Origin of the sequence: Emticicia sp. TH156 (genome assembly GCF_002855535.1) — a bacterium.
Lineage (GTDB): Bacteria > Bacteroidota > Bacteroidia > Cytophagales > Spirosomataceae > Emticicia > Emticicia fluvialis.
The window spans coordinates 343,366-360,393 of record NZ_PKRS01000007.1 but is presented as its reverse complement, the minus strand read 5'-3'; the positions used below and the strand labels follow the sequence as shown (position 1 = coordinate 360,393).

Below are 17,028 nucleotides of genomic sequence, written 5' to 3'. Positions count from 1 at the left end.
AAAGACTACGATACCTGAAAATAGAAAATCCAATCTTTTACAGACTGGATTTCCTAAGCATCTCATCTTTTTGATGCAATTATCAAGGATGGCCTAATTAGGGTCATAAGGTTGATTGTTTTTAAAAAGCGTATAAATCAACACCAATAATCTTCTTTGAATAGCTACGGCACCTTTCATTTTTATATTCGTTTTCTCTGTTATTCTCTGATAAGTTTTTTTCATTGCCGGTTCATGCATTGCAGCACTCAAAGCCGGGAAGTATAACGTTTTCCTAATATGTTTGTTTCCCTTTTTGGATATTTTTGTCGGTGCATTTATGGAGGTGCCGGATTGTCTTCGCACCACATCATAACCTGCATAAGCCACCAGTTGGGAACGTGAATGGAATAGGGCAAAGCCATTGGTTTCTGCAATAATGGCAATTGCCGTTATCAGACTGACACCTTTAATGGTACAAACATTTGCGATTCTTTCTTTTAATGCTGGGTCATTAGCCAGTATTTCGCTCATTTCCTCTTGAATCTCTTTGATTTGTTGAGCAATTAAGGCTAATCTACCTTCGATACGTCCGATACTTCTCTGGTCAGGTTGATAAGAGTGTTTCAGGGCATGTAACTGATTTTTGATAGCTGTCTGTTCATCCATTAGACTATTTCTTTCTCTGGAAAGCTGTTTAAGCTGACGCATCTGTCCTGATACAGCTGACCACAAACTCAATTTCCGTTCTACACCCATTTGAGCTAATATTCTCGCATCAATTCCATCGGTTTTCGATTGAATGTTTAAGCTCTGGGCATAACTCTTGAACTGCTTAGCTAAGATAACACTCACCGGCTTTTGGTTTTCAAATAACCAATAGGCTAAAGATTCATAATATACACCTGTAGCTTCCATAGTGTAATGTACCTCTACAGTTATATCGATGAATTGTTGTATCCACCTGTTCATCTTTTCAAAGCCTGAAAGGGTATTTTCAAAGCTTTTGCTGGAAGGAAATAAAACAGACTGATCTAATAGTTTCTGGGCAATGCATACAGAAATGCTTGCTTTACTGATGTCGATGCCAATGTTCTGACGAATGATGGGGTTAGTCATGGTCTTAGGAGTAAAAGTTAATGTCGTTGCTCGCAGTATACTTACTCATCTCCATTGTGGAGTGGTATTAGGTGCTGTTCTGACTTGCTGACTGAAAAATGGGGTAAACTCTACCTGTACATATATCCAATGGATATTGTTTAGCCGCAATTGCCTCTCATTTTTCAGTAGCAATTTAAACTTTTTTCCTCATTCTTATTTTCATTACAAACATACGAGCCGCAATGCTTGCGGCTTCAGAGGCCCGTAAGAAGCATGAAATGCTTGGTTTAAAATTGGGATAACGATTCAATATTGTGTATTTCCAATTTCAGCGATATCCCAATTCTACGATAAGGCGCATGCAATGCGGCTCTACCAAGCCCGGTTTTACACCAAAAAGCCCGGCAATTCAATAAAATCACCGGGCATGCAGCATTCATATCAGTATTATAAATTTCCTTTCTTAAACTCTTTTACGGCGTAGTCTGCTGCACGGGCAGTGATGGCCATAAATGTGAGCGACGGGTTTTGTGTTGAGTTAGACGTCATACAGGCGCCATCGGTAACAAAAACGTTTTTACAATGGTGCATCTGGTTCCACTTATTAAGCAATGACGTTTTCTCGTCTTTGCCCATCCTTACGCCACCCATTTCGTGGATATCAAGACCCGGAGCCTTTTTAGGGTTGTCGTTTGTTCTGATATTCTTGAAACCGGCCAGCGTGAGCATTTCTGTCATTTGCTCGTGGAAGTCCTTGATCATCTTCTCGTCGTTGTCGTCATAGGCAACAGACGTACGAATCAGCGGTATTCCCCATGCATCTTTCTGGTCTTTATCAAGGGTTACAAAATTACTTTCTTTCGGTATGGTTTCGCCCATCATGTGCGAACCCACACGCCAGTTGCCGTACTTACGGTTGAAAAGATTATTTTTGAGGTCTTCACCGATACCACTGTTATCGGTGTATTCCATACGGCTACCGCTGAAACCGGCTGCATAACCCCGAAGAAAGTCGGTCTCCTGTTTGAAAACGTTCCGGAAACGCGGAATATAACTTCCATTCGGACGAATACCTTCTGTTTTAGTATCCAGGAATCCCTCATATTCAGCCGATATCGTAGTACGGAAATTATGGAAGGCTATATATTTACCCAATAAACCGTTATCATTTCCTAATCCATTAGGGAAACGGCTTGAGATGGAATTTAGTAAAATAAGGTTGGTATTGATGGTAGCTGCATTTACAAAAATAACCCGGGCATAGTACTCTGTCATTTGCTTGGTATGCGTATCAACCACTCTTACGCCGGTTGCCTTGTTTTTCTTTTCATCGAAAATGATAGAATGCACCACAGAGTCTGGTCTTAATGTCAGTTTTCCGGTTTTGGCTGCCCAGGGCAGGGTAGAGGAGTTACTGCTGAAATAACCGCCATAAGGGCAGCCACGCTGGCACAGCGAACGGTTCTGGCACTGCCCGCGGCCTTGTTGCAGGTGTATGGGTTGCGGCTTGGTAAGGTGTGCACAACGGCCAATAATAACCGGCCGCGCACCTTTATAATGTTTGGCCATTTCGTTGGTAAAGTGTTTTTCAACACATGATTGCTCATGCGGAGGTAAAAACTCTCCGTCTGGTAATTGTGGCAGGCCGTCTTTATTGCCCGATATCCCTGCAAATTTCTCTACATAGCTGTACCAAGGTGCAATATCAGCGTATCTGATAGGCCAGTCAACGGCGAAACCATCACGTGCGGGGCCATCAAAATCATATTCCGACCACCGTTGGGTGCCTCTGGCCCACATCAGCGATTTCCCACCAACCTGATACCCGCGTATCCAGTCGAAGGGTTTGTCTTGTATATATGGGTGTTCGTTATCTTTTACAAAAAAATGGGCGGCATCTTCATTGAAAGCGTAGCAGCGGCTGGCAATAGGGTTGGCATCTTTCAGCGCTTTGGGTATCTGGCCCAGATGCTCAAACTCCCAGGGCTGCATCATGGTGGTAGGGTAGTCGGTTACGTGCTTTACGTCTCGCCCTCTTTCAAGCACCAGTGTTCTCAGACCTTTTCCTGTTAATTCTTTGGCAGCCCAGCCTCCGCTGATACCAGAGCCAACCACGATTGCGTCAAAGGTGCGGTCTTTGACAGAATCAATATTCAAATATGACATAATAGCTTATAGTGTATGAATAGATTGTAATAATTGTTGTACTTTGGCTTATGCTTTTACAGGCACACAACCATGATAGAAACCCGGAGCCATGTTGAATTTGATAACATTTACCATATAAAATTCAGAATTGGTGTATCCCTGAATGGTTAGCCGTTTAATGGTATTGGCAAATGTTTTTGAGGTGGTGTCTGATGAACTCAGCATCTGGTTGAACAGTGCTTTTTTCTGGTTTGAATCTAACGTGGTGAATGATTTCTGGTAGTTTTGCTGTGCCAGTGCCTCGGTAGCTTTTAGGCCGTCTTTCAGGTTTTTCTGTGCTGCTTCTCCGTAGCAATCGTTAATCATTCTTAGTGCAAACTGGTGCACTTTTAAAGATTTGGCTCCTGGTGTAGATGTTTCCGGAATGATGGTTTCAACGATTTCGCCTAATAGCGCTTCATCATCAAATGTTAAGTTAGCGGTTGTGCCGATTGACTCGGGTGTCCAGCCTGATGCCCACGAAGGCAACGAAACCAGACCACCAAATGCCAGCGACAAGTTTTTAATTGCATTGCGCCTTTGCATAATTATTCAAATATTTAATTGTCGTAAAACTATACAAACTTAGATATTAAAATTGAATAATGCCACCGGCCAATGCTAATAAAATGTTAATAGGTAAAAATACCTATTTTCGAGAGCGTTTTTCGTATGACTTCCCGTATTTCTTTTTCTTTTCTGCCTCGTAATCCCGCCGCACATTTGTTTTCCTGTTTTTCTCTGCTTTTTCATGAAACGCCGGCCCGATATCTTCTTTTTTTAACCTTTTAAGCGCAGGTTCTTTCATAAAAACCCTGGGTTTTTCATCTTCCGTCAACTGGTCTGAAATCTCCAGTCGCTCAGGCAAAGGCAGCATGGGTATCTGATAGCTCATCAGTTGCTCAATGGCTTCTCTGGCTTCCGAATCCTTTTCGGTAAAGAAACTGATGGCTATTCCTTTTTTATCCTGCCGGCCTGTCCGGCCTATGCGGTGAATATAACTTTCTGGCACCTCTGGCACATCGAAATTAATCACATGCGATACCTCTGAAATATCAAGCCCGCGCGAAACCAGATCGGTGGCAATCAGTATACGGTAAGCACCAGTCTGAAACTTCTGAATGGTATCAAAACGATAATTCTGTGATTTGTTTGAGTGTATAACCCCAATCTCAGGCGAAAACTCATTTTCCAGTTCTTCAAAAAGCTGGTCAGCCAGTTGTTTGGTAGCCACAAAAATCAATACTTTGGCGGCTTCCTCTCTTTTGGCAATCAGCATTTCAAGCAGGTTTACCTTTGTAAAGAAGTTAGGCAATTGATAGCCTGACTGCGCTATGTTTTCCAGCGGTGTGCCTGCCGGAGCTGCCTCAATGCGTACAGGCAGATTAAAATGCGTTTGTATAATTTCTTCTACTTCTTCGGTCAATGTGGCCGAAAACAAAAGATTCTGGCGTTTAGCGGGTAGTAAATCAAGAATGTTGATTAGTTGAGGCCTGAAACCCAGGTTCAGCATTTCATCAACTTCATCAATAACAAGTTTCTTAATCGACTTTGACTTTACAATACCGGCAGCCAGTAAATCTATTAATCTGCCCGGTGTACCTACCAGCACGTCTACTCCGTCGGCCAGTTCTGCTACCTGCTGTTTAATGTTTACCCCTCCGTAAACACCCACCACCTTCACACTCTGGTATTTGCTTAATTGCTCAACGGCTTCAACTACCTGGGTAACCAGCTCTCGTGTAGGTACTACCACCAGTATTTGAGGGTTTTTCTCTTTCGAAAACTGATATTGTCTTAGGCATGGCAACAAATAGGCAAAAGTTTTACCCGTACCGGTTTGGGCAATACCGCATACATCCTGCCCCGACATCACTACTGAAAAGGCCTTTTGCTGAATAGTAGTTGGTGTGGTGTAGCCTAAATCGTTTAAGGCGTTTAATAGAGGTTTATTCAGATTTAATTCTTCGAAAGTCATTATTGAAAAAAATTATGGGTCGCGGATTAAGACCTATGGGTACCCCACTCTATTTTATTAGCAAAGGTGAACAAATTTAACGCCTTTTGCTGAAAAGAAGTTTCAAATTTGAAATATAAGTCGATTCGTCCTTTGATAGACAATGTCGGGGTTTCTGTCGACTGTTTTTTGACTTATGGCTGTTGTACATTTACTTTAGAACCTTAAACAATAAAAACAATATGATGAAACAAATCTCTTACAAACAAAACCTGCTTTTAGTGCTGGTTGTTGCTTTGCTTTGCTTTAATGTCAGCGCGCAGGAAACCAAAAAACGCCCGCCTATTATTGATGTACACGTGCATGCCATGAAGGTAAACCCTGCCTTTGCCAACGACCTTTGCCCCTGGTTTCTTAAAAATATGCCAGGCGGTGACCCTAAGCAACCGGCACCGTCTTTCCTGAGCAATGGTTGTGCCGACCCATTGAAAGCAGCCAAGTCTGACAAAGAAATGAAGGATGCACTCTTGGCTACAGCCGAACGCCTGAACGTAATTATGGTAGCCAGCGGTGATGCAGGTGTTTTGCACGACTGGCACAAGGCTGCGCCAAACCGTATTATTCCGTCTTTAGGAATCAGCAACGGTAAAGAAATGACGGTTAAAGCATTTGAAGATTCCCTTTCTAAAGGTTTCTATAAAGTAATGGGAGAGGTAGCGCCACAGTACCAGGGTATGTCGCCTAGTGATTTAAGTCTGGATGAATATTTTGGTGTGGCCGAAAAGCTGGGCGTGCCAGTAGGTATACACATGGGTACAGGGGGCAATGGCATGGCGAATATCACCGCGCCTAAATACCGGGCTTCATTAGGCCGCCCGTTTTTATTGGAAGATATGCTGGCCCGCCACCCGAAACTGAAAATTTGGGTGATGCACGCCGGGTACCCTATGATTGATGAAATGATTGCCCTGATGGGCGCCAACGCTTATGTATATGTTGATTTGGCCGGATTCATCTGGAGCTACCCGCTTGAAGAAGTTCATGCCTATCTGCAACGCTTGATTCAGGCCGGATTCGGTAAACGCATTATGTATGGTACAGACCTGATGGTTTGGCCTAAATTACTGGAGACTTCAATAAACGTAATTGAAAGTGCCAATTATTTGTCGGAAGACCAAAAAAGAGACATTTTCTTTAACAACGCCGCCCGGTTCTTTAACCTTGACGTTAACAAGTATAAGTAATTTAAAATAATAGGGCATACCTCAATGACCTGCCCTAAAGCAGGTCATTGAGGTTATGATTGAAAATCAGTTGGAATTAGCCTGTTTCTTCTGCATTTTTTCATAAACCTTTATACCCATCTTTTGCCCCCATTCTCTACCGGCGTTCATAGATTCTGTTAACAGCATGGGTGTTTTTTCAACCAATTTTTTCCCGGTAGGGGTCTCATAAAATATAATCATGTCCCGTATTTCCTGATGAGAAAAATGTTTATCATAGATTGGTATATAGAGTTCAACAAATTCCTGATAATTAATTTCTTTTTTGAATTCATCAAGAAAACCTTCCGGTAAGTTGTTGTTGGTTGCTGAATTTTTCATCGAATTGACCATGTTTTCAATGGTTACTTTAACAGCATTAATCGCACCGCTTACTACCAGAAAATGCTTTATGTCTTTGATTTTTGCTTCATTGTTTTGTGCCAAAGATGCAAACGAAACGAACAGGAATAGGAGAATAAGTAATTTTTTCATTTTTGAAGATTTTACTGTTAACAGCTAAAAGTGATATAATTTTTGTAATAGTAACCTATTTTTTGTTCTGCAGCAAAATTTAAGAAATTTATTTTAAGTGTGTTTGCAAACAGGCGAAAGAACTTAAACAAGACAAGCACTGTATGAATACCCATAACAAAGATATGTAATCTCTTCTTCAATTTATGTGGTATTTTAGTTTACTTTGAATATATTTTCAATGGGAATCGCACCAAAACTTATTTCGTGACTTTAACTGCACCCTCAGTTATTTAGATCTATAGCAAAACTTAATATGGATAAACGTACAAAACAATTTACGTTAGAGCTGCTGATTTTGGTAGAGGCAATTAAATTGATGCTTTTAAAAGAAAATTCCACCAATTTTGAAAACCTGATAAATGACCCGAAGGTTAACTGGTCGCGCCTTTACAGGCTGGCGGCTTACCATAGTATACGTCCATTTTTGTATGAGGCTTGCCGCAGGGTAGGTATTCAGAACGAATATGTTGATAATCTGAAGAGATTTACACACCAACAGGTTATTAACCACCTGGCAAGTAGAAAAGAACTGGGACGGATTCTTCATTTTTTTAGTAAAAATAACGTTCAAGCTATACCTTATAAAGGTATTTTGTTTTCAGAGAAAATCTATAAAAACCAAATTGTAAGAGAAAGTGTAGATGTAGATATAATCGTGAAGCCTGAACACGCCATGAAAGGGGTTAAGTTGCTTTTGGCAGACGGATATATTTTAAGTCTTGGTCATTATAACCAGAAAGATTCTGTGGAAATAAATGACGAACTGATAAATGAACTGCTGACACGTAATGAAAATCAGGAGATTGGTTTTGATAAATTTTTTGGCCCTGCCGTTAGAGTACATATTGATTACCACTGGTCAATAGGTGAAAAATTTCATGATTATGTATTGGAGGTAGACGATATGCTTGGCAAGTCTGTGGTTGAGAACTTCCAGAATCAGCAGTTACTGGTGCCCAATTCTGAAATTATTTTCAAGATGATTATGAATCACCACGGAGGCAGAGGGTGTTGGGTAAGGCTAAAAGATTTTTGTGACCTGATTGCTTACCGGAATAGTTTCCCTGAAAATGATGATAAGATATTAAGTAGTTGGTCGGCCGAGATGAAGACGCGGAAGGTTTTTGAAGTAGGTAATGCCATTATGAATAATCTGTTTTTTGAGCCGGGAAATTTCAACAGTTTTGAAAAGCAGATACAACAAAGAATTTTTGATTTCTGGGAGGCAGGCAAGCACTATGACCGCGTATGGCCGAAGTTTAAATATAATATTATCTATAAAAACCTGCAGGATAAACCTCTCAGCTGGATAGGCCTGATTAACAAATTGGTTCAGTTTTATTCTGTAACCAGTAAACTTGAGCGGCCCAGGTTAATTGTTTTTCCGGATAGGTTCGTTTATCTGAACGCATTTACCAAGTTTGTATCCTATCTGTGGTTCAGGGCAAAATTAAAGAAGAATTAAGGTTTATTGCTGGCTGAAAAAATAAAAAGCACCATTGAAGGTGCTTTTTTTGTGGAGACGCAGAGAGTCGAACTCTGGTCCGAACATGGCATTTGTCGAGCCTTCTACATGTTTATTCGGTCTTAATTTTCGAGAAAAGGTAGGTGTCCGACATACCAGAGCTTTTCCTTAGAAACCTAAATACTAATTAAGAACAAGTTCCCCGCACTTAATCGCCTCTGCAGGTCGACACTCCGGAATCCCCGCGGCAGAGGTTGGCCGGGGCGGAATGTGGCTAAAAGTTTAATTCACTCCGGAATTAAGCAGCCATGGCATACGAAGTATTGCCAGTTATTGTTCGGAAGAATTTTTAACAGGAGGTTCTACCAACTCCTGACATGCTTTTACTCGCAACCACTCACGCCGTCAAAACCGGTCGTCCCCATGGTCAATATAAGACAAAAAAAAATTATGAAAAGTTCGTGCCATTAAGAAATTATTATTGGGCAGGGTAATGGCATCAGAACTTCATGCTCAGGGCAATTCGCTTACGGGGTATGTCAACTTCTGTTACTTTCACCTGCACTTTCTGATGCACCTTTACTACCTCATTAGGGTCTTTAATAAAACGGTTAGCCATTTGTGAAACATGCACCAGCCCGTCCTGATGCACTCCTATATCAACAAAGCACCCGAACGCCGTTATATTGGTTACAATACCGGGTAACACCATACCTTCTTTCAGGTCTTCTATTTTGTGTACATCAGCCGAAAACTCAAACTCTTCTAATGTCTCGCGGGGGTCTCTGCCGGGTTTTTGTAGTTCAGATAAAATATCGTTCAGTGTAGGCAAGCCCACAGTTGGGGTTACATAGTTATTCAGGTTTATTTTCGATTTTATGGTTGCATTATTAATCAGGTCAGACACCTTCAAACCTAAATCTTTAGCCATTTTCTCAACAATCGGGTAGGTTTCCGGGTGCACTGCCGAATTATCCAGCGGGTTTTTTGCACCATTAATACGCAAAAAACCTGCACATTGCTCAAATGCTTTAGCACCTAAACGAGGTACTTTTTTCAAATCGGCTCTTGACCCAAATGCTCCATTCTGCGCGCGGTAATCAACAATGTTCTGAGCCAGAGAAGGGCCCAGACCAGATACATAGCTAAGCAAATGCTTACTGGCAGTGTTGAGCTCTACACCCACCAGATTCACGCAGCTTTCAACGACCGAATCCAGACTTTCTTTAAGCATTTTCTGCTCAACGTCGTGTTGGTATTGACCTACACCGATTGACTTGGGGTCAATTTTAACCAGTTCGGCAAGTGGGTCCATTAATCGCCGGCCAATGGAAACTGCGCCACGTACTGTTACATCTTTTTTAGGAAACTCATCTCGTGCAATTTCAGAAGCCGAATAAATAGAAGCCCCTTGTTCAGACACCACATGCACCTGTATTTTATCCAGCTTTAAAGATTTCACAAACCCCTCGGTCTCACGGCTGGCAGTACCGTTTCCAATAGCAATGGCTTGTATTTTATAATCAAGCACCAGTTTTTTTACCATTCCTTCGGCCTCCATTTTCTTATCGAACGGATATATCACCGTGTCGTAAATCAAATCGCCCTGCTCGTTCAAAACCACAGTTTTACAGCCTGTTCTGAAACCCGGGTCAATGGCCAGCACTCGTTTTTGCCCAAGGGGAGACGCCAGAAGCAATTGCCGTAAATTGCCGGTAAATATCTTGATGGCCTCAGCATCTGCTTTTTGTTTCGAGAGGTTCGAAAACTCCGTTTCAATACTAGGTTTCAGCAAGCGGTTATAAGAATCGGTGATGGCATCAGCCACCTGATCTTTAGCTTCAGGCAAGCCTCGCAGATAAATTCTGTCAAGGGCATCTACACCGCGTTCTTCATCTATTGAAATATCAACAGATAATATTCCCTCTTCTTCGCCTCGCCTGATGGCCAGCAAACGATGAGATGGAATGCGCGATAATGGTTCTGAAAACTCGAAATAATCCTGATATTTCGCTCCTTCTTCCTTTTTGCCCTTTTTTACTTTGGCCGTAACAATGGCTTCCCGGTCAAATATCTTCCTCACGGCATTTCTGGCTTGTATGTCTTCATTAATCCATTCGGCCATTATATCTCTTGCACCTTGCAGGGCATCATTAATGCTTTCAACTTTATCGTTCAGGTATTTTTCGGCTATGGCTTCAATGTTACGGTCTTTTTGCGCAAATATGATTTTTGCCAGCGGTTCCAGACCTTTTTCAATAGCCATGGTAGCACGTGTTTTGCGCTTTTGTTTGTAAGGCAGGTATAAATCTTCCAGTTCGTTCAGATACAAAGCATTACGAAGCTTTTCCAACACCTCAGGAGTCATTTTCCCCTGTTCTTCAATAGATTTAATAATGGCTTCCCGCCGCTTATCCGCCTCCTGAAATTTCGCGTACAAATCTTTCACCTGAGCTATCTGCACTTCATCCATACTACCTGTCATTTCTTTACGGTAGCGGGCAATAAAGGGCACAGTAGCGCCTTCCTCCAATAAGTTTATGGTATTGGTAACATATTTTTCAGCTGCGTTTACAGCTTGTACTATAATTTGTATTTGTTTTGTTGTCATGGTTCCAACCTTTTTATTAGAAACTGAATCCTTGAGTATAGAATCAATTCAAACACAAAAATCTATTATAAAAATGAAAATTCAACTTTTTATAGGCATCATTCTTTCCACATTATCTTTTGTAGGCTGTGAACAACAATCGGATGATGTAATGACGAAAACGTCAAAGGATTTGAATACCATGGTCATTAAACACGGTACTTCATTTGGTATGTGCCTGGGCCCATGCAAAAGAGAATTGACATTAATGGGCGACGAGGCCTCGTTCACGATTTATTTTAACAGTGGCCGTGGTTCTCAGGGTGGTGACCCACAAACGTATAAAGAGAAACTTACTACAGATTATATGAATGAGCTGGTGAAAAGTGTTGATATTGAGCAGTTTAAAAACTTGAAAGAGGTGATTGGCTGCCCTGATTGCGCTGATGGCGGGGCTGAATGGGTTGAAATAACTATGAACGATTCGAGACATAAAGTTACATTTGAGCATGGACAAGACGTGAAAGAAATTGCGCCTCTTTTGAAAGTGCTTCGTGAAAAAAGGGTATATTTTGAAAACAAATATGTAAAATACTGATATTATTCAGCAGGTATTTTGAAATCTGCCTTTTAAACACTTGCTTTGCAGCCATTAGTCACCTTAGCTTAAAAATCAGCTAAGGTGACTTTTTTTTAACCTTTTTTATTTTAACATGTACGACCTTCTCATTATTGGTGGTGGAGCAGCAGGTTTTTTTACGGCTATTAATGCTGCCGAAAAAAACAAAAACCTGCGGATTGCTATTCTGGAGCGCGGCAGAGATGTTTTACAGAAAGTTAAGGTGTCTGGCGGTGGGCGTTGCAATGTAACCCACGCCTGTTTTGAGCCTTCGGCACTCATTAATTTTTACCCGAGAGGAAATCAGGAATTGCTGGAGCCTTTTAAAAGATTTAATCCGGCACACACCATTGATTGGTTTGAGAGCCGGGGAGTAAGAATAAAAAAAGAATCTGACGGACGGATGTTTCCGGTCAGTAATTCATCGCAAAGCATTATTGATTGCTTTTTAGATGCCTGTTATAAAAACAGGATTGAAATTATTACCAATACACGTGTTGAAAGCATTGAAAACAATGGCGGAAACTGGCAATTGAATGCCATTGGTGACAGGCAGTTTACTTCAAAAAAGCTAATGATAGCCACCGGAAGCGATAACGCTGTCTGGAAATTATTACAGAACCTGGGTATTGAAACGGTGTCGGCTGTTCCTTCTTTGTTTACTTTTAATATTAAAGATGAACGTATTCAGGATTTAATGGGTATCAGCACAGAAAATGTTATTTGCAGGCTGAGCGATTCTAAAAATAAAGCACTGAATGCCTATATTTCTAATGGAGCTATCCTTATTACCCATTGGGGTTTATCTGGCCCGGCCATTCTGAAATTGTCGGCCTGGGCTGCACGTAACCTGCACGATGCCAACTACGAGTTTAGCATATCTGTGAACTGGCTCGGTACGCCCGATATTGAAAAAGTTAGGCAGCACCTACACCAGCAGATAGTAAACCAGCCGAAAAAGAATGTGCTGGCTAATGCAGAGTTTGGTATGTCAATCAGGCTTTGGAAAAGCTTGTGCATAGCCGCCGGGGTAGGCGAATACCAGAAATGGGCTGAAACAGGCAAAAAACATATAGCAAAGCTGGTAGAACAATTGACCGACTGCCGCTTTAGTGTTAAAGGTAAAAGTACATTTAAAGAAGAATTTGTAACAGCCGGAGGCGTTGACCTGGCCGAGGTAGATTTCAGTACTTTCAGCCTTAAAAAATATCCCAACCTATACATGGCAGGCGAGGTACTGAATATTGATGCTGTAACGGGCGGTTTTAATTTTCAGGCAGCTTGGACAGGCGCCTGGATTGCCGCACAAAGTTTATGATTTTTTCCGGCGGGCTGCCTGCAGCATATCGGTAAATACGTTTCGCTCGTTCAATTCATCAAGTATCAGCGCTTCGTTTAGTATTTCAATAAAAGACTGTTTTTTGTTCTGTAAGTCGTCAATATCAGTAAAAGTGATGCCGTGTATATACTTTCTGCCTTTCGCATCTAAAAGTCCGTGCTCGTTAGATAACTGATAACCTCTCAGAAAACACAATTCCAGTCCTTTTTTGGGGTGTATTTTGCCTATGTAGCACACATCATGCTTCACTTTGTACATAGGGGTATTGATACTGAAATGCTCCTGCATTTTAGGATGAGCATTCATAATCAGTTTCTGAAGACCTGCTATTAATTGGTCAATATGCGGTAGCTGATGACTTTTAAAGTCTTCAACCGACAGGTAATTTGTCATTGGGTTTAATGAATGAACCGACGAGCATTCCTGTAATACTGGCCAACAGACCATAAATAATACCGGGTGTATCAGTCGGGTAAAATTGTAAAGTAAGCCAGACGGTCATGCCCATAACCATTGAAAGTAACGCCCCCAGTGCCGATGCTCTTTTCCAGTACAGGCCAGATGCCAACGGCACAAACAAAGCTACCAGACTAACGGCTGATGACTCTCCCACCAACTCATATATTTCAGACTTGTTGAGCGATAATACAACGCTTACCATTGTAATACCAATTACTGAAAGCCTCATAATTTGCAAAAGTCTTTTGTCAGACAGCTTATGACCGTATAAAGGTTTAAGCAGGTTCTCGCCTACAACTGTTGCAGGCGCCAGCACAGCCCCACTGCAGGTACTTAAAATGGCAGAAAGCAAAGCCCCAAAAAAGAGTATTTGTATGCCCAGGCCAGCATGATGCAGCACCAGAAACGGAATGGCCATCTGGGTATCACCTGCTTTTATGTCAGGATACAGTAGACTTCCGCACAGCGCAATTACTAAAGGCATACAAGCCACACTCATATACATAAACGCCGACCAGTACGCACCCCTAACGGCAACTTTCTCTGATTTGGCCGACAAAACCCGTTGAAAAATGTCCTGCTGAGGTATCGAACCCCACCCAATGGTTATCCAGGCCGCAAAATAGGTTATCCAACTGCTGAATGAATGCTCTTTGGGTACCAATCTGAAGAAACCCGTTGGGGTTTTGTTTATCAGTTCGCCCCAGCCGCCAATTTTACCCCAAAGCTCTAGCATTAAAATAAGCATACCAACTATAATAATGGCCGTTTGAATGGTATCTGTAATAGATACCGACCACATACCACCCACATAGGTATAAAACACAACCACCGAGGCGCATATCAAAACACCGTAAACAAAGGGGATACCCGCAATGGCCTGTAAAACTATGGCAAGGGCTACTAACTGAGCGGCGATCCAACTGAAATAAGACGGTATAAGAAAAAGTGCGGAAATCCATTCAAGGCTATTGCCGTATCTGATTCTGAAATAATCGCTGAAAGTAAGGATGTTTAGTTTATAGAGCGGGCGTGCAAAAAATAAGCCTATGAGCAGTAAGCATAAAGAGGCTCCGAAGGGGTCTTCAATGACACCCAAAAGGCCATTCTGCACAAACTCTGATGACGCCCCCATAACCGTTTCTGAGCCAAACCAGGTTGCAAACAGACCCGACGCAACCACGTAGGTTGGCATTCTGCGGCCTGCAATGGCAAAATCACTGGCTGTTTTAACAAATTTAGAAGCAAACCATCCTACAAGTACTGTTCCCAGAAGGTAAATAAAAATAAACGTTAATAGCATGCTTATTCAGCTTTGGTAAGGTTGGATTTAATCAGGTTTTGAAAATAGTAATTTTTGGAGTTCAGTGCCCGCAATTGTGGTTTTTTATTTAAAAATATTGTTTCATTTGCAAAATTTTTTAAAAAAGGCGCCTAGTTTCGTTTTTTAATATCAACTTTGTGCTTTCATCTCTGACATAGCCAAACACCACAGAGAAAAGTTTAAACCATTTCTTAATTAAAAAATTGCCCAACAGTGACCCATCTCATTGAGCGATTTACAGAAATTCTGAAGAAGGGAAAGTACAACTCCCAAACTATAGCCGCTTATAGAAACGCCATTTTTGTTTTTTACAACCATTTTCGTGACCTGCCGCAAAGCAAAATCACCGATGAACTTGTATCTAATTATCTTTTGGAACTGAGCGAAAGGAAGGGGGCCGGGTCTGAGGCTTCAAAGCAGGCAGGAAAAGCCATTAAGCTTTTTTTTGAACTGATTTTCAAGCGCAAGCTGGGAATAAAAAGTTCTGGCCGCATGAAAGAAGATACGCTGCCCGAGGTACTGACCGAGAAAGAAGTTGAATGCATTATAAGCGTGCTTGATAACCCCAAGCACAAAGCTTTAATGGCCACAATTTATGCCCTTGGCCTAAAGCTGAGCGATGTACTTGTGCTTAAAATTAATGATATTGACTGGCAGGCCCGCCATATTACCATTCCTTCTTCAAAAACAGATAAAGGCCGCAAACTCAGGATTCCCTCAAAACTGATTCCTATTCTGATTGCTTACTTTGAAAAACATAAACCTCTGGAGTTGTTGTTTGTAGGCGAAAAAGGAAAAACATATAGCCCGCGTAGCGTGCAGTTGGTTTTTCAGCAGGCTTTGCAAAAAGCTAAAATTGATAAAAACGCCACGGTTCACACCCTTCGCCATAGTTATGCGGTGCATTGTCTGGAGCGTGGAATGGACATACACCTGCTTAAAGATATTCTGGGCCATAAGTACCTCCAAACTACTTCCATTTATTATCAGCTGGCCAATATTGACCTGGCCAACCTCAGAAGCCCGTTTGAAGATCTTGAAATTTAAGGTTCTAATAAAAAACCCGATAGAGGTAAATCCATCGGGTTTTTTATGCTTAATCTTCCATGCTGGCTTCTTTCAGCACTATGTTTTTCTTTTTCAGCGAATTCGCCTCCAGTTCACTTAATTCAGCCCTGTTTTTGGCCACATCAACAGCGGTATAAATGGCATGAATCATAGACGACTCATCTGCCTCATTTTTTCCGGCAATATCATAGGCTGTTCCGTGGTCTGGCGATGTGCGCACTTTTGGCAGCGCAGCTGTAAAGTTTACACCGTTTTCAAATGCCAGCATCTTAAATGGCATCAGCCCCTGGTCGTGGTACATGGCCAGAACAGCATTATACTGTTTCCAGGCGGCAGTTCCAAAAAAGCCATCAGCCGGAAACGGGCCAAAAACCAAAGTGCCTTTTTTCTTTAGTTCTGTTAAAGCCGGTTGTATAATTTCTTTCTCTTCATTACCCAGCAAGCCGTTTTCACCCGCGTGCGGATTCAGCCCCAAAACTGCAATGCGTGGTCTCTGGACACCGAAATCTCTTTTCAATGAAGTATGTATCTGCTCTATTTTTTTAATTATCAGTTCTTTGTTTATTTTTTGTTTTACCTGCTCAATAGGTACATGGCCGGTTGCTACGCCTATCTTAAGTGTATCGCTCACCATAAACATCAAGACGTCTTCCACTTCAAATTCACTGGCCAGGTATTCTGTATGGCCAGGAAACTTAAATTCATCGCTCTGTATATTATGCTTGTTAATAGGCGCGGTTACCAAAGCATCTAACTTGCCAGCTTTCAGGTCGGCCACGGCTCTTTTCAAAGACTCAAACGCCAGTTTACCGGCTTCCGGCGTTACTTTACCTGGTTGTAGTTCCAGGTTCTGGTCGTTCATGCAATTAATTACATTTACCTGCTTATGGTTAATCTGGTCAATTTTCTGAATCGTAAAAAACTGCCAGTCTTTTAGTTCAAGCATTTGCCGGTACCTGTTTATGATTTTCCCTGAGCCATAAATAACAGGTGTACATATTCTGTTTAAACGATTTCCTCCAACTGCCTTCAGTATCACTTCCGGTCCTATGCCGTTCATGTCGCCGATACTAATGCCAATTACGGGTTTATGTTGTTCGCTCACTTTTCTATTGATTTAATTATTTCAATTCTTTCTTAA

Annotated in this window: 14 protein-coding genes and 1 other RNA gene; 5 read left to right on the top strand and 10 right to left on the bottom strand. The window is 41.6% G+C overall.

Features of this window, described 5'->3' with window-relative positions; translation table 11 throughout:
- Nucleotides 1–93 precede the first annotated feature (93 nt).
- From C0V77_RS15220 to C0V77_RS15205, 4 genes are all read right to left on the bottom strand, one after another.
- Nucleotides 94–1,098 carry an IS110 family transposase gene (locus C0V77_RS15220; RefSeq protein WP_101727194.1) on the bottom strand — a complete coding sequence of 335 codons (1,005 nt, stop codon included), beginning with the start codon at nucleotides 1,096–1,098 and terminating at the stop codon, nucleotides 94–96.
- Nucleotides 1,099–1,527: 429 nt separating this feature from the next.
- Nucleotides 1,528–3,246, bottom strand: coding sequence for a GMC oxidoreductase (locus tag C0V77_RS15215; RefSeq protein WP_101727193.1), 1,719 nt, complete (start codon nucleotides 3,244–3,246; stop codon nucleotides 1,528–1,530).
- Nucleotides 3,247–3,294: 48 nt separating this feature from the next.
- Complete coding sequence (locus tag C0V77_RS15210) at nucleotides 3,295–3,813, bottom strand: gluconate 2-dehydrogenase subunit 3 family protein (protein WP_101727192.1); 519 nt, start codon at nucleotides 3,811–3,813, stop codon at nucleotides 3,295–3,297.
- Nucleotides 3,814–3,916: 103 nt separating this feature from the next.
- Entirely contained in the window at nucleotides 3,917–5,245 is a 1,329-nt protein-coding gene (locus C0V77_RS15205; protein ID WP_101727191.1) for a DEAD/DEAH box helicase, read from the bottom strand.
- A 221-nt stretch (nucleotides 5,246–5,466) separates the two neighbouring features.
- On the opposite strand from C0V77_RS15205, the gene C0V77_RS15200 reads away from it, so the two are divergent.
- Nucleotides 5,467–6,468, top strand: a complete 1,002-nt coding sequence (locus tag C0V77_RS15200; RefSeq protein WP_229236295.1) for an amidohydrolase family protein — start codon at nucleotides 5,467–5,469, stop codon at nucleotides 6,466–6,468.
- A 66-nt stretch (nucleotides 6,469–6,534) separates the two neighbouring features.
- On the opposite strand, the gene C0V77_RS15195 is transcribed toward C0V77_RS15200, so the two are convergent.
- Nucleotides 6,535–6,981, bottom strand: a complete 447-nt coding sequence (locus C0V77_RS15195) for a DUF2059 domain-containing protein (RefSeq protein WP_101727190.1) — start codon at nucleotides 6,979–6,981, stop codon at nucleotides 6,535–6,537.
- A 295-nt stretch (nucleotides 6,982–7,276) separates the two neighbouring features.
- Between C0V77_RS15195 and C0V77_RS15190 the strand changes: the two genes are divergently transcribed.
- The gene (locus tag C0V77_RS15190; protein WP_101727189.1) at nucleotides 7,277–8,488 is read left to right on the top strand and encodes a nucleotidyltransferase family protein; all 1,212 of its coding nucleotides are present in this window, start codon (nucleotides 7,277–7,279) and stop codon (nucleotides 8,486–8,488) included.
- Nucleotides 8,489–8,537: 49 nt separating this feature from the next.
- Here the strand turns inward: C0V77_RS15190 and ssrA are convergent.
- Nucleotides 8,538–8,911: a transfer-messenger RNA gene (ssrA, locus tag C0V77_RS15185) on the bottom strand.
- Between the two features lie 76 nt (nucleotides 8,912–8,987).
- A complete protein-coding gene (locus C0V77_RS15180) occupies nucleotides 8,988–11,099 on the bottom strand; it encodes a Tex family protein (protein ID WP_101727188.1) in 2,112 nt (703 codons plus the stop codon).
- A gap of 73 nt (nucleotides 11,100–11,172) precedes the next feature.
- Here C0V77_RS15180 and C0V77_RS15175 point away from each other — a divergent pair, with 73 nt between their 5' ends.
- Both C0V77_RS15175 and C0V77_RS15170 read left to right on the top strand, forming a co-directional pair.
- Nucleotides 11,173–11,676: a hypothetical protein gene (locus C0V77_RS15175; RefSeq protein ID WP_143706104.1), complete on the top strand. Its 504-nt coding sequence runs from the start codon at nucleotides 11,173–11,175 to the stop codon at nucleotides 11,674–11,676.
- Nucleotides 11,677–11,791: 115 nt separating this feature from the next.
- Nucleotides 11,792–13,015, top strand: coding sequence for an NAD(P)/FAD-dependent oxidoreductase (locus C0V77_RS15170; protein WP_101727186.1), 1,224 nt, complete (start codon nucleotides 11,792–11,794; stop codon nucleotides 13,013–13,015).
- On the opposite strand, the gene C0V77_RS15165 is transcribed toward C0V77_RS15170, so the two are convergent.
- Entirely contained in the window at nucleotides 13,010–13,429 is a 420-nt protein-coding gene (locus tag C0V77_RS15165) for a DUF1801 domain-containing protein (protein ID WP_158237962.1), read from the bottom strand. The two genes, C0V77_RS15170 and C0V77_RS15165, sit on opposite strands and share 6 nt — an antisense overlap.
- Entirely contained in the window at nucleotides 13,407–14,798 is a 1,392-nt protein-coding gene (locus tag C0V77_RS15160; protein WP_101727184.1) for a sodium:solute symporter family protein, read from the bottom strand. The genes C0V77_RS15165 and C0V77_RS15160 overlap by 23 nt, the downstream gene beginning before the upstream one ends.
- A 234-nt stretch (nucleotides 14,799–15,032) precedes the next feature.
- Between C0V77_RS15160 and C0V77_RS15155 the strand changes: the two genes are divergently transcribed.
- Nucleotides 15,033–15,866 (top strand): tyrosine-type recombinase/integrase, encoded by an 834-nt coding sequence (locus tag C0V77_RS15155; protein WP_101727183.1) that lies wholly within the window; start codon nucleotides 15,033–15,035, stop codon nucleotides 15,864–15,866.
- A gap of 49 nt (nucleotides 15,867–15,915) precedes the next feature.
- Here the strand turns inward: C0V77_RS15155 and pdxA are convergent, their stop codons facing one another.
- Nucleotides 15,916–16,992, bottom strand: coding sequence for a 4-hydroxythreonine-4-phosphate dehydrogenase PdxA (gene pdxA, locus C0V77_RS15150; RefSeq protein WP_101727182.1), 1,077 nt, complete (start codon nucleotides 16,990–16,992; stop codon nucleotides 15,916–15,918).
- Between the last annotated feature and the right edge of the window lie 36 nt (nucleotides 16,993–17,028).